This window comes from Rhodanobacter sp. Soil772, from assembly GCF_001428385.1.
Lineage (GTDB): Bacteria > Pseudomonadota > Gammaproteobacteria > Xanthomonadales > Rhodanobacteraceae > Rhodanobacter.
Genome location: NZ_LMSK01000002.1, coordinates 1,049,367 through 1,062,224 on the forward strand (window position 1 = coordinate 1,049,367; position 12,858 = coordinate 1,062,224).

Annotated in this window: 14 protein-coding genes; 4 read left to right on the forward strand and 10 right to left on the reverse strand. The window is 68.2% G+C overall.

All coding sequences use genetic code 11. The features are described 5' to 3' along the window. Positions 1-22: 22 nt before the first annotated feature. Positions 23-1,369, forward strand: coding sequence for a tRNA uridine-5-carboxymethylaminomethyl(34) synthesis GTPase MnmE (gene mnmE, locus ASG75_RS11125; protein ID WP_056388850.1), 1,347 nt, complete (start codon positions 23-25; stop codon positions 1,367-1,369). Here mnmE and rbsK read toward each other — a convergent pair whose 3' ends face one another. The 8 genes from rbsK to ASG75_RS11165 all read right to left on the reverse strand — a co-directional run bounded on the left by rbsK (position 1,370) and on the right by ASG75_RS11165 (position 8,005). Continuing rightward, positions 1,370-2,266 (reverse strand): ribokinase, encoded by an 897-nt coding sequence (rbsK, locus tag ASG75_RS11130; protein ID WP_056388852.1) that lies wholly within the window; start codon positions 2,264-2,266, stop codon positions 1,370-1,372. Positions 2,267-2,414: 148 nt separating this feature from the next. After that, positions 2,415-3,035, reverse strand: coding sequence for a hypothetical protein (locus ASG75_RS11135; RefSeq protein ID WP_056388854.1), 621 nt, complete (start codon positions 3,033-3,035; stop codon positions 2,415-2,417). Between the two features lie 36 nt (positions 3,036-3,071). Further along, entirely contained in the window at positions 3,072-4,406 is a 1,335-nt protein-coding gene (gene hslU, locus ASG75_RS11140) for an ATP-dependent protease ATPase subunit HslU (protein ID WP_056388856.1), read from the reverse strand. A 121-nt stretch (positions 4,407-4,527) separates the two neighbouring features. Next, positions 4,528-5,064 carry an ATP-dependent protease subunit HslV gene (hslV, locus tag ASG75_RS11145; protein ID WP_015449209.1) on the reverse strand — a complete coding sequence of 179 codons (537 nt, stop codon included), beginning with the start codon at positions 5,062-5,064 and terminating at the stop codon, positions 4,528-4,530. 210 nt (positions 5,065-5,274) lie between these two features. Then, the gene (gene xerC / locus ASG75_RS11150; RefSeq protein WP_056388857.1) at positions 5,275-6,177 is read right to left on the reverse strand and encodes a tyrosine recombinase XerC; all 903 of its coding nucleotides are present in this window, start codon (positions 6,175-6,177) and stop codon (positions 5,275-5,277) included. A gap of 7 nt (positions 6,178-6,184) precedes the next feature. Further along, complete coding sequence (locus tag ASG75_RS11155; protein WP_056388859.1) at positions 6,185-6,877, reverse strand: DUF484 family protein; 693 nt, start codon at positions 6,875-6,877, stop codon at positions 6,185-6,187. A gap of 94 nt (positions 6,878-6,971) precedes the next feature. Further along, positions 6,972-7,820: a diaminopimelate epimerase gene (dapF, locus tag ASG75_RS11160; protein WP_056388861.1), complete on the reverse strand. Its 849-nt coding sequence runs from the start codon at positions 7,818-7,820 to the stop codon at positions 6,972-6,974. A gap of 8 nt (positions 7,821-7,828) precedes the next feature. Further along, positions 7,829-8,005 (reverse strand): lipoprotein, encoded by a 177-nt coding sequence (locus tag ASG75_RS11165; RefSeq protein WP_056388863.1) that lies wholly within the window; start codon positions 8,003-8,005, stop codon positions 7,829-7,831. Between the two features lie 111 nt (positions 8,006-8,116). On the opposite strand from ASG75_RS11165, the gene ASG75_RS11170 reads away from it, so the two are divergent. Further along, the gene (locus ASG75_RS11170) at positions 8,117-8,806 is read left to right on the forward strand and encodes a hypothetical protein (RefSeq protein ID WP_056388864.1); all 690 of its coding nucleotides are present in this window, start codon (positions 8,117-8,119) and stop codon (positions 8,804-8,806) included. Positions 8,807-9,062: 256 nt separating this feature from the next. Here the strand turns inward: ASG75_RS11170 and ASG75_RS11175 are convergent, their stop codons facing one another. Continuing rightward, a complete protein-coding gene (locus ASG75_RS11175) occupies positions 9,063-9,551 on the reverse strand; it encodes a GNAT family N-acetyltransferase (protein ID WP_235580197.1) in 489 nt (162 codons plus the stop codon). Between the two features lie 238 nt (positions 9,552-9,789). Between ASG75_RS11175 and ASG75_RS11180 the strand changes: the two genes are divergently transcribed. After that, positions 9,790-11,277: a RimK family protein gene (locus ASG75_RS11180; protein ID WP_056388871.1), complete on the forward strand. Its 1,488-nt coding sequence runs from the start codon at positions 9,790-9,792 to the stop codon at positions 11,275-11,277. A 26-nt stretch (positions 11,278-11,303) separates the two neighbouring features. On the opposite strand, the gene ASG75_RS11185 is transcribed toward ASG75_RS11180, so the two are convergent. Continuing rightward, entirely contained in the window at positions 11,304-11,561 is a 258-nt protein-coding gene (locus tag ASG75_RS11185) for a hypothetical protein (RefSeq protein ID WP_056388874.1), read from the reverse strand. A gap of 108 nt (positions 11,562-11,669) precedes the next feature. Between ASG75_RS11185 and aroE the strand changes: the two genes are divergently transcribed. Beyond that, the gene (gene aroE / locus ASG75_RS11190) at positions 11,670-12,500 is read left to right on the forward strand and encodes a shikimate dehydrogenase (protein ID WP_056388876.1); all 831 of its coding nucleotides are present in this window, start codon (positions 11,670-11,672) and stop codon (positions 12,498-12,500) included. Positions 12,501-12,858 lie beyond the last annotated feature (358 nt).

The window sequence follows — 12,858 nt, forward strand, 5'->3', positions numbered from 1 at the left end:
CTTCGTTTAGAGTCACCGCATCATGACCGAGCACTCCAGCGACACCATCGCCGCCATCGCCAGCGCGCCCGGTGCCGCCGGCGTGGGCGTGCTGCGCGTATCCGGGCCGGCGGTGCCGGCGATCGCGCGGGCCCTGCTCGGCCGCCTGCCGCAACCTCGTTACGCCCACTTCGCCGCGTTCCGCGACGCCGCCGGCGGGCTGATCGATCGCGGCCTGCTGCTGCATTTCCCCGCTCCCGCCTCGTACACCGGCGAACACGTGCTTGAACTGCAAGGCCACGGCAGCGCCGTGCTGCTCGACGCGTTGCTGCACCGCTGCTGCGAACTCGGTGTCCGGCTGGCGCGGCCCGGCGAATTCACCGAGCGCGCGTTCTTGAACGGCAAGCTCGACCTGACCCAGGCCGAAGCCGTCGCCGACCTGATCGCGGCACGCTCGCAGGCCGGTGCGCGTGCCGCGCTGCAGTCGATGGAAGGCGTGTTCTCGCGCAGGGTCGAGGCGCTGCTGCAGGCGCTGATCGCCTTGCGTGTGCATATCGAGGCGGCGATCGACTTTCCCGAGGAAGAAATCGACTTCCTTGCCGACCCGGCGATCGCTGCTCAACTCGAAAGCCTGCGTGTCGAACTGGCTGAACTGCTGCGCGAGGCGCAACGAGGCCTGCGTTTGAACGACGGCCTCAAGGTGGCCATCGTGGGCCGCCCCAATGCCGGCAAGTCCAGCTTGCTCAACGCACTGGCCGGCAGCGATCGCGCCATCGTCACGCCGGTCGCCGGCACCACCCGCGACGTGTTGCGCGAAGCGCTCAGCCTCGACGGCATTGCGCTGGAACTGGCCGACACCGCCGGCCTGCGCGACACCGACGACGAAGTCGAACGCGAAGGCGTGCGCCGCGCTCACGGCGAACTGCAGCGCGCCGACGTGGCCCTGCTGGTCACCACTACCGCCGACTACGCCGCCGACCTGGCGTTCTTCGATGCCCTGCCCGCCGGCGTCGAGCGCGTGGTGCTGATCAACAAGATCGACCTCGACCAGATTCCCGCCCGCCACAACCAGTGCGAAGGCATGCACTGGTTGTGGGCTTCGGCGAAAACCGGCGCCGGCCTCGACACCTTGCGCGAGCACCTCAAGCATCTCGCCGGTGCCGGCAGTGGCGAAGGCGCCTTCAGCGCCCGTCGACGCCACGTGCTGGCGCTGCAGCAGGTCGGCGCGCATCTCGATCGCACCGCCGCCATCCTCGCCGGCAGTCGCGCCGGCGAACTCGCCGCCGAGGAACTGCGCCAGGCTCAGCACGCGCTGGGCGAAATCACCGGCAGCTACAGCAGCGACGATCTGCTCGGGGCGATCTTCAGTTCGTTCTGTATTGGCAAGTGATCAACCAGACTGCTGCGCGAGGAAAGCATCCACTTCATGCAGGCCCGGCATGCCGCCCTGCGCACCGAGCCGGGTGACCGACAGCGCGGCCGCGGCACAGGCCTTGCGTACGGCGTCGGCCAAGCCTTCGTGGAGGAACACGGCCAGCGCGGCGTTGAAGGTGTCGCCGGCGCCGGTGCTGTCGACCACCTCGACGTTGAAGCCGGATTGGTGGATCGGCTCGCCTTGTTCGCGGTACCAGGCGCCGTCGCCGCCGCGGGTGAGCACGACCGGAGATGGCGCGCGTTGCATCAGGCTGCGGAAATCCTCATCCGGATCGGCGCCGAGCAGGATCGCCAGTTCGTGCTGGTTCGGGGTGACGTAGCGGGCGAGTTGCAACCAGTCGACCGGCAGCTTCTGCGCGGGGGCGGGGTTGAGGATCACCGGCACGCCGAGGCGGTGGCCCAGGCGCAGAGTGGCTTCGACGGTTTCCAGCGGGATTTCCATCTGCACCAGCACGGCGTCGGCGCGGGCGATCAGTGACTGCGCGTGTTCGACCTGTGCCGGGGTGACCCGTGCGTTGGCGGCGGGGACCACGATGATCTGGTTCTCGCCGCCGGCGACGGTGATCGAGGCGGTGCCGCTGGCGCTGTCGGCGAGTTGCGCGATGTGGCTGAGGTCGACCTTTTCGGCGGCCAGGCTCTCGCGCAGTTGCCGGCCGAACGCGTCGTCGCCGATGGCGCCGACCAGCGCCACTTCAGCACCGAGCCGAGCCGCGGCCACGGCCTGGTTGGCACCCTTGCCGCCGGGTACGGTGAGGAAACGTTCGCCCAGGATGGTCTCGCCGGGGCCGACGAAACGCGGCGCCTGGGTGACCAGATCCATGTTGATGCTGCCGACGACGACGATGCGTGTCATCTGTTGTTCCCCGCCATGGCGCTGCTTCACGATGAACGTGAGAGCTTAACCGCTGACGCGATGGCGCTGGAATTGCGAGCGCAAAGAGCAACCCCTCACCTGAAGGACTCCCTTCGGTCGCCCAGCCCCAGGGGAGGGCGCAGAGTTCTCAGGGGGATGGCGCGCGGCCGATGCCGGTGTCGCCGGGCAGCAGGGCCGGCGCGGGGCCGGCCACGGCGAGCAGGGATTGCGCGTAGCTGTCCTCGATGCTGACGGTGGAGACTTCGTCCCAGGCGAAGAACGAGGGCTCGCGCATCCACTCCGCGTCGGGGCTCAGTTCCTGCATGTTGAAACCGTCTTCCTCGACGTCGATCAGGCGGCCGATGTAGCAGACCTCGGACTCGTCCTCGCTGTCCACGTGCACGCCGATCACCGCGGCCTGCGCGCCGGCGGCTTGGATGACTTCGCGGATATTGTCCAGCGGGAAGCCGCGCGGCATGCGCGGCAGGATGTGCTTCAGCGCCAGCGCCTTCTCGAAGAACACATGGTGTTTGTCGGGCGCTTCCAGTTCGCTGACGTCGCGATGGCGCATCACGTACATGCCGTCGTAGGTGACGCCGTCGCCGACCACCCAGAGCAGGAAGAATTCGCGTCCCACGCCACCCACGTAGCCGCAGAAGCTGCCGTGTTCAAGCTCCTCGCGCCACAACCGCACCAGCGTCTGCTTCTGCTGCGCCTCGCGCAACTGGGCGCGCTGGCCGGTGTTTTTCAGTTCAATAATGTTGCTCACGGCGCCTATTTTAGCAGATGGGGGTGACCGGCTTGTTTAGAGGATGTAGCGGCTGAGATCTTCGTTCTGGGCCAGGCTTGCAAGGTTTTTGTCTACATGTTCGGCGTCGATAAGGTATTTTTCGCCGGATTTGTCCGCGGCCTCGAAGGAAATCTTTTCCAGCAGGCGCTCCATCACGGTGTGCAGCCGGCGTGCGCCGATGTTCTCGGTGCGCTCGTTCACCTGGAACGCCACCTCGGCCAGCCGGTCCACGCCGGAGTCGGTGAATTCGATGCCGACGCCTTCGGTGCCGAGCAGGGCCACGTACTGCTTGGTCAGTGCGTTGTGCGGTTCGCGCAGGATGCGCTTGAAGTCGTCCACGCTCAGCGCGGACAACTCCACCCGGATCGGCAGGCGGCCCTGCAGTTCGGGGATCAGGTCGGACGGCTTGGCCAGCGAGAACGCGCCGGAGGCGATGAACAGCATGTGGTCGGTCTTGATCGGGCCGTACTTGGTCGACACGGTGGAGCCTTCCACCAGCGGCAGCAGGTCGCGCTGCACGCCTTCGCGGCTGACTCCGGAGTGGCCGTAGTCGGAACGCTGCGCCACCTTGTCGATCTCGTCGATGAAGACGATGCCGTTCTGCTCGGCAGATTCCATCGCCTGGGCGCGGATCTCCTCGTCGTTGAGCAGCTTGCCGGCTTCCTCGTCGATCAGCAGCGGCCGCGCCAGCTTGATCGCCAGCTTGCGCTGCTGCGTCTTGGCCCCGCCCAGGTTCTGGAACATCTGGCGCAGCTGCGCGCCCATCTCCTCCATGCCCGGTGGCGACATGATCTCCACGCCCACGTTCATGGCGAAGTCCAGCTCGATCTCGCGCTCGTCCAGCGCGCCCTCGCGCAGCTGCTTGCGCAGCTTCTGGCGGGTGTCGCTGTCGATCGTCGGCGCGGGGTCGTGGGTCCAGTCGGTCGGCGTTTGCCGGCGCGGCAGCAGCGCGTCGAGGATGCGGTCCTCGGCGCGGTCCTCGGCCTGCGTGCGCACGCGCTTGATCGCCTGCTCGCGGGTCAGTTTGTAGGCCACGTCGGCGAGGTCGCGGATGATCGATTCCACATCCTTGCCGACATAGCCCACCTCGGTGAACTTGGTCGCCTCGACCTTCACGAACGGCGCATTCGCCAGCGTGGCCAGGCGCCGCGCGATCTCGGTCTTGCCCACGCCGGTGGGGCCGATCATCAGGATGTTCTTCGGCGTGATCTCGTTGCGCATCTCCACCGGCAGCTGCATGCGCCGCCAGCGGCTGCGCAGCGCCACCGCCACCGCACGCTTGGCGTCGTGCTGGCCGATGATGTAGCGGTCGAGTTCGTTGACGATTTCGCGGGGAGTGAGTTCGCTCATGGGCTTCGCCGGGATTCGGGATTGGGGATTTGGGATTCGGAAAAGCTGAGGGACGCGGCGGGGTTGGGAATGCGGGCTCTTGCGAATCCCCAATCCCGTCTCCCGAATCCCGGCCTTCGAATCACAGCTCTTCGATCGACACGTTGTGGTTGGTGTAGATGCAGATGTCGCCGGCGATCTTCAGCGCCTTCTCGACGATGGTGCGCGCATCCAGTTCGGTGTTTTCCAGCAGGGCCATCGCCGCGGATTGCGCGAACGGGCCGCCGGAGCCGATCGCGATCAGGCCGTGTTCGGGTTCCACCACGTCGCCGTTGCCGGAGATCAGCAGCGACGCCTCCTTGTCCGCCACCGCCAGCATCGCCTCGAGCCGGCCGAAGCGGCGGTCGGTGCGCCATTCCTTGGCCATTTCCACCGCGGCACGGGTGAGATTGCTGTTGTGCTTCTCGAGCTTCTGCTCGAACAGTTCGAACAGGGTGAACGCGTCGGCGGTGGCGCCGGCGAAGCCGGCCACCACGTCGCCCGCCTTGCCCAGCCGGCGGACCTTGCGCGCATTGCCCTTCATCACCGTGTTGCCCAGCGTGACCTGGCCGTCGCTGCCGATCACGACGCGGCCCTCGCGGCGCACGCAGACGATGGTGGTGGCGTGAAACGATTCCATGGGAGCTCCGCAAGAATGTGCCTGAGCGAATGAGATGGGGCCGCAGCGGTTTCGCTTCAATGTCGGGGGCTTTTGGCTCCTCCCCCTGCTCGCAGGGGGAGGCTGGCGACCGAAGGGAGTCCTTCAGGTGAGGGGGTTGCTCAGGTTGGCGAGAAAGATCAAGAGCACCCCTCCCCAACCCTCCCCTGCAGGCAGGGGAGGGGCACAACGTCAGGGTTTGCGCTTGGCCCGCGGATGCGCGGCGTCGTAGACCTTGGCCAGGTGCTGGAAATCCAGGTGGGTGTAGATCTGGGTAGTGGCGATGTCAGCGTGGCCGAGCAGTTCCTGCACGGCGCGCAGGTCGCCGGAGGATTCCAGCATGTGGCTGGCGAACGTATGCCGCAGCAGGTGCGGATGGATGTGCTTGGGAATGCCCTGCTGCAGCGCCAGCGTCTTCATGCGCAGCTGCACCGTGCGCGGGTTGATCGGCGCGCCACCGCGGCCGCGGAAGATCGGGCTGTCCGCCGACGTGCCTTCTTCCGTGCCCAGCGCGCGCAGCGCGGCGATGGCGTGGCGGCCGACCGGCACGATGCGGGTCTTGTTGCCCTTGCCGAGCACGCGCACTTCGCCCTCGTCGAGGTTGAGGTCGAGCCAGCGCAAGCCGCACAGTTCGGACAGGCGCAGGCCGCTGGAGTAGAACAGCTCCAGCATCGCGCGGTCGCGCAGCGCCAGCTTGCCGCCGCTGTCGGTCTCCACCAGCGCGGCGGCCTCGTCGACGTCGAGCACCTGCGGCAGCTTGCGGCGGACCTTGGGGCCGCGCACGCCGAGCAGCGGATCACCGGCCAGCTGGCCTTCGCGGTTGAGCTGGCGGAACAGGCTGCGGCAGGACGACAGCAGGCGCTGCAGGCTTTTCGGCGCCAGCCCATCCTTGCCGGTCTTGCCGCGATGCTCGCCGGCCACGAACGTGCGCATCCGGTTCGCATCCAGCGCATCGAACGAAGCCAGCTGCTGTTCCCGCATGAAGTGCAGCAGCTTGGCCAGGTCGCGGCGGTAGCCGGCGACCGTGTGCGGCGAGGCGTGGCGTTCGCCGGCGAGGCGATCGAGCCATTGCTCGACCTGTTGTTCGGGCGTCATCGCCGGCTCAGGAAATATCCCGCGAGCGTGCCAGCGCGGCGGTGATGGTGGCGGCGATCATCTTCAGGAACAGCGTGCCCATGCCGGGCTGGAAGCGGTCCGGGTCGGTGCTGCCGATCGCCAGGATGCCGCAGTCGCCCAGCCGCATCATCGCGACCGAACGGATCTGCCCGGCGTCGGCGCCGAACAGGCGCTCGAGCTTCTCGGCGGACAGGCGGCCGGAGACCGGCTCGCCCTTGCGCAGGAATTCGGCGAACTCCGGCAGCGCGGCGCCGCCGCCGGGGATCTGCTGCAGCCAGTCCGCGCGCGGCAGCTGCGGCTCGTCGCCGAACAGCAGCAGACGTACCTGCTCGGTGTGGAAATCCGCGCCGAGCTTGGCGATCACCGTGCGCGCGGTCACCTCCATCGTGTTCGCGCGCAGCAGCGCCACGGTGAGCGCGTGCACGCGTTCCATCAGCTTTTCGTTCTCGGCGGCGATCGCGATCAGTTCGGCCAGCTGGCGTTCGAGTTCCGCGTTCTTGTCGCGCAGGCTCTGCAACTGGTACACCGCCAGTGACGACACCGCGCCGCCCTGCTCGCGCGGCGGCATGGTCAGCCGGGCGGCCAGCTCGGGGTATTCGCTGAGGAATTCCGGGTGGCGTTTCAGGTAGGCGGCGACCACGCGGGCCTGGGTGGCGTCGTCGAGCAGGGTGGCGGTCATGCGTGAATGTCCTCGAACCGTTGCGGGGCGCGCGAAAGATGCGCGCCGTCCGGCTGGAGTGTGCGATGGACGCGGGCGCGCTTCAACCGCCGCGTCAGGTGCCGGCGGCCGGAACCGGCCATTCGCCCTCGAACGCGAACGCGGCCGGGCCGGTCATCCACAGCGTGTGGCCGGGGCCGGCCCAGTCGATCCGCAGCGTGCCGCCGGGCAGCTCGACGGCCACCGAGTCGTCGACGTCGCCGCGCTGGTGCAGCACTGCCATCGCGGCGCCGGCGCCGGTGCCGCAGGCGCGGGTCCAGCCGGCGCCGCGTTCGTGCACGCGCAGGCGCAGCTGGCCACGATCGAGCCGCTGCACGAAGCCGGCGTTGGCGCCCTGCGCGAAGCGTGGATGGTTCGTCAGCAGCGGGCCGAGCCGCTGCAGCGCGGGGTTGGCGAGGTCTTCCACCGCCACCACCGCATGCGGGTTGCCCATCGATACCGCGCCGATGTCCAGCCGTTCGTCGCCCACGACGATTTCGTAGCGATCGGCCGTGGCGTCGGCCGCGAACGGGATACGCGCCGGTTCGAATACCGGCTCGCCCATGTCCACGGTGACCTGGTTGGCGCCGAGCAGACACACCGTCACCGGGCCGGACGGGCTCTCGATCGCCACGCTGTCGCCCAGCGCCAGCGCACCGGCGCGGTGCAGCCACGCCGCCACGCAGCGCACGCCGTTGCCGCACTGGCCGGACGACGAACCGTCGGCGTTCCAGATGCCGTAATAGAACGCGCAGGCCGGGTTGCGCGCCGGTTCGATGCTCAGCAACTGGTCGAAGCCCACGCCGGTGTGGCGGTCGGCCAGCGCGCGGATCTGTGCCGCGTCCAGCGGGAACGCGCGCTGCCGGCAGTCCAGCACGACGAAGTCGTTGCCGATGCCGTGCATTTTCGAGAAGCGCAGCTGCATGGGCGGAATCAGTACTGGTCGGTAGCCGGGTTGTCGACGCTGGCCGGTAGTGCCGGCGCGGCCGGTTTCACCGTGGTCGACGCCGCGGCGGGTTGGCTCGGCAGCACCAGCGGGCCCTTGTTGCCGCAGCCGGCAAGCGTGGCGAGGGCGAGGCAGAACGGCAGCAGCAAGAGGGATCGGCGCATGATCGGAATTCCTGGAGACGGCTGCAGTATAGCGAGCCGCGCTGAACCGGCCGCGGCATCGCCGCTATGATGCGCGGATGAATCGCACGACGAGGCGATGAGGGAACGACGATGGACTGGAGCGCGCTGCTGCGCATGCCGATGACCGTGCTGCTGGTGCTGGCGGTGGTGTTCGGCGTGGCCACCCTGGTGCAGTTGGTGGCCTTGCGCCAGCGCCTGTACGACGGCCGCCGGCTGGCCGCCTGCTGGCGCGCGCTGCTGTGCCTGGCCTGCTTCGCGCTGACCCTGCTGCTGGCCGGCACCGGCTATGCGCTGCGCGGCTACCGGCTGCTTGGCGAAGAGGCGCCGGTGGTCGAGATCGACGCACGCATCCTGTCGCCGCAGCGCTGGGCGCTCACCCTCACCTGGCCCGACGGCAGCACGCGCCAGGTGCAGCTGGCCGGCGACGACTGGCGCGTCGAGGCGATCGTGCTGAAGTGGAAACTGCCCGCCCTGCTGGCCGGCGTGCCGCCGCTGTACCGGCTCGACCGGCTGTCCGGCCGCTACGACGATCCGGCGCAGGAAGCCAGCGCGCCCCGCACCGTGATCGGCTTCGGCGAAGCCGGCGCCTTCGACCTGCTCAACCTGAAAAAGCAGTACCCGCGCTGGGTGCCGGAAATCGACACCGTCTACGGCAGCGGCGCGTTCCTGCCGCTGGTCGACCAGGGCCACTACAGCGTCAGCCTGATGCGCACCGGCGCGCTGGTGGCGCGGCCCGACGAGGTGACCGAGCGAAGGATTGGACAGCCGCTGGGTGGTTAGGGGGCCTGGCGTCGGCGGGAAGTCTCTTGCGGAGCTGTCAGCGGTCGTTTTGCAACAGCCGCTCGAACGCCGAGCGGGAATACGCAAAGAATGCATCTCGCAAAACAGTACGGGTGTCTGCGGAAGGCCGCTGACGCCGATTGCGTCATGGGTCGTAAGCGGCTATGCCGAGATTCTCGGGGCTTCCTTGGTCAACCTGCTGGTAGCGCCACATTAAGCGGCCACGTCGCGGCTCGAACCGCACAACTGCACCCGCTCAGTCCAGCAGCTTCTCGTAGCGCCAGCCATCCGCGCCGTCCTGGTAGTAAGCCGCCAGTGCGGTGATGCGTCGATAGCCGAGTCGTTCGTAGAGTTTGATCGCGCTGTGATTGTCGGCGCGTACTTCCAGGCGCAGCGCGCGGCAGCCGCGGCGACGGGCAACCTCGGCGGCGGCTTCCAGCAGCGCCGCACCGACACCCTGGCCGCGAGCCTCGGGCTGGGTCGCCAGCGAGTACAGCCGCGCCGCGCCGCTGCCCTTGCGGAAGAACAGCACGGCGTTGCCGAGGAAGTGGCGGTGGTTGGCGCTGGCCACCAGCACCAGGGCCGAATCGCTGTCCAGGTGGCGGCGGTATTGCGCGCGGCTCAGCCGGTCGCTGTTGAAGCTGCGCTGCTCCAGCGCAACCAGGTCGTCCAGGTCGGACGAAGCGGCGCGGCGCACGCGCAGCAGGCTGGCGGGAGCAGGCGGCAGGTCGGCGGATTCCGCCACGACGCGGCGGGCGTGCTCGTATGACGGCAGGGGAAAGGTGGTCGGCACACGCGGACTTTAGCAGCCGACAGCGCGCGCGGGCGATTTCCGCGTACCGGCGCGCGCCGGCGCCGTTTATTCGCGCTTCAGCGCTTTCCCTTGTGCCACGGCGACGCTGTGCCAAACTGCGCGTTTTGTACATGCTGCCGCGCCCCGCGCAGGGGCAGCCCCGCCATCGCCGTATCGCCCGAGTGGTGCCATGACCCGTCTGGTCATCGTTGTCGAAAAAGCCTCCGACTGGAGTTCGTACTATCCGTCCGTCGACGTGATGAGCGCGATGGACTACCTGCGCAAGCCGGTCGGCAGCGACGACGAACGCACCCACGTGATCAACCTGTGCCGCAGCTACAAGTACCTCGGTGCCGGCTACTACGTGTCGCTGCTGGCCGAGGCGCGCGGGCACAAGGTGATGCCGTCGGTGCGCACGGTGAACGACCTGCGCCGGCGCTCGTTGTACGGCGTGGACATCGACGACCTCAACCAGAAGCTGACCCACTTCCTGCCGGCCGGCGGCCGCGACACCACCGACTTCGGCATCCTGGTCTACTTCGGCGAAACCGCCTATCCGGCGTTGCAGGATCTGGCGCGGCAGGTGTTCGAGACGTTTCCCTGCCCGCTGCTGCGGATCGAGTTCGAGCGCGACCGCGTGTGGCAGGTCAGCTCGATCAAGCCGGTCGGTCTGCACACGCTGGACGACGCGCAGGAGGATGCGTTCGCCGAGGAACTCGACGGTTTCTCGCGCAAGCTGTGGCGCAAGCCGCGCGCGCGGCGCCAGTTCCGCTACGACGTGGCGATGCTGGTCGACCCGAAGGAGCAGATGCCGCCGTCGAACAAGAAGGCGCTGAAATCCTTCGTCGCCGCCGGCAAGGAGCTTGGCATCGAAGTCGATCCGATCGGCAAGAACGACTACCAGCGCCTGGCCGAGTACGACGGCCTGTTCATCCGCGAGACCACCGCCAGCGACAACCACACCTACCGCTTCGCCCATCGCGCGGAGAAGGAAGGCATGGTGGTGATCGACGACCCCAGCTCGATCCTGCGCTGCACCAACAAGATCTACCTCAACGACCTGATGGTTTCGCGCAAGCTGGCAGTGCCGCGCACCGAGATTCTCTACCGCGACGACAGCAAGGGCATGAAAGAAGTCGTCGCCAAGCTCGGTTTCCCGCTGGTGCTGAAGATCCCGGATGGCTCGTTCTCGCGCGGCGTGGTCAAGGTGGAAGACGAAGAGGCACTGACGCAGGCGGCCAGCGGCCTGTTCCAGCACAGCGCGCTGCTGCTGGCGCAGGAATACGTCTACACCGAATTCGACTGGCGCATCGGCGTGCTCAACCGCGAGCCGCTGTACGCGTGCAAGTACTACATGTCGCGCGGCCACTGGCAGATCTACAACCACGGCGCCAAGGGCACCGCGAAATCCGGCGGCTTCGAGACCATCGCGGTGAAGGATGCGCCGGCCGAAGTGGTCAAGCTGGCGCTGAAGGCGACCCATCCGATCGGCGACGGCCTGTACGGAGTCGATCTGAAACGGGTCGGCAACAAGCCGGTGGTGATCGAGGTCAACGACAACCCGTCGATCGACGCCGGCGTCGAGGACGCGCATCTGGGCGACGAGTTGTACCTGCGCATCATGCAGGAGTTCCTGCGCCGGATGGAGCGCAAGCGCCAGGGCGGCAGCACCCACTGACTGGCGTCACCCCTGCGCGTCAGGGGTTAATACCAGGCCATGCGGCGAACCATGCGCCGGCGCGGCCGGTACAGCGCCAGCAACTGCCGCGGCAGCGAAGGTTCCAGCGCCAGCAGCACGATCAGCGGCGCCCCGACCAGCCAGAACGCCGGCGTCCAGCCAAGCAGATCGGTGTGCGCCGGTACCAGCGTGCTCAGCAGCAACGCGCCGCCGCCAAGCAACCACAGCACGGCGGCGCCGAGCAGGCGTTGATGATGTGGGGAAGACAAGGCTTGCGTGCGCATGGACGGTCTCCGCGGAAAAGTGACCGCAGGTTGCGGTGTGCCCATCTCACCGCTTGCGACGTAAGGGCGGCTTGTAGAATGAAGCCAGGTAACCATCAGGGAATCCCCATGCCAGCCGCCCAGTTCGCCGTGTTCGGCCATCCGATCAGCCACTCGCGGTCGCCGCAGATCCACCAGGCATTTGCGCGGCAGTTCGGCGTCGAGCTGGAGTACCGCGCGATCGACGCGGCGCCGGTCGAGTTTGCCGCGGTCGTGCAGCGCTTCTTCGCCGCCGGCGGCCGCGGCGCGAATGTCACCTTGCCGCACAAGGCCGCCGCCTATGCGCTGGCCGTGCAACGCAGTATGGCGGCCACCCGCGCCGGCAGCGCGAACGTGCTGACCCCGCTGGCCGACGGCCGGCTGGCCGCGCACAACACCGATGGCGCCGGCCTGGTGCGCGACCTCACCGAGCGTCACCACGTGGACCTGCGCGGCCACACCGCCCTGCTGCTGGGCGCCGGCGGTGCCGCGCATGGCGTGGCCTGGAATCTGCTGGATGCCGGCGTGGAGACGCTGACCATCGTGAGCCGCACCGCCGAGACCGCCGATGCGCTGGCCGACGCGATTGGCGAACCGGCGCGCGCGCATACCCGCTACTGGTCCGATCTGGCCGACATCGGCAGCTACGACATGATCATCAACGCCACCTCGGCCGGCGTGCTGGGTGCGTCGCTGCAGTTGCCGCCCGCGCTGGTCGGTGCGCGCGCGCTGTGCTACGACCTTTCCTACGGCGCCGCCGCCAGCGGCTTCCTGAGCTGGGCGACGGCCGCGGGTGCACGCTACGCATTCGACGGCCTCGGCATGCTGGTGGAAACCGCCGCCGATGCGTTCGAGTTGTGGCACGGCCAGCGTCCGGATACCGAGCCGGTGTACCAGGCGTTGCGTCAGCGGATGGCGTGAGCACGCTGGCCTGCCGGGTCGATTGCGGCGTCTGTTGCATCGCTGTCGATCAGTTTCAAGTTCACGGCGAGGCCGTGACACGGCGCTGACATTGCCCCGGTGCTTCTCCGTGTGGCAACGGTCGGAGACGGGTGACAGGATCTCACCGTTGGCGTGAGGCTCCGGCGAGCAGTGGTCGACAGCAGTCCGGCCCGTCAATCCGGAGCCGCCGCCATCGCTTGCGAGCGCATCCATCCAGCTCCGGCGCTCCCGGCCGCACGCCGTTGGCGAGCGGCGTGCCCCAGTCACCTTGCGCGTAGTACAGGCCGGTGAGGAGCCAGCCGGACCTCAAGGCAACGCTGCAGACCTGGGCGACCGG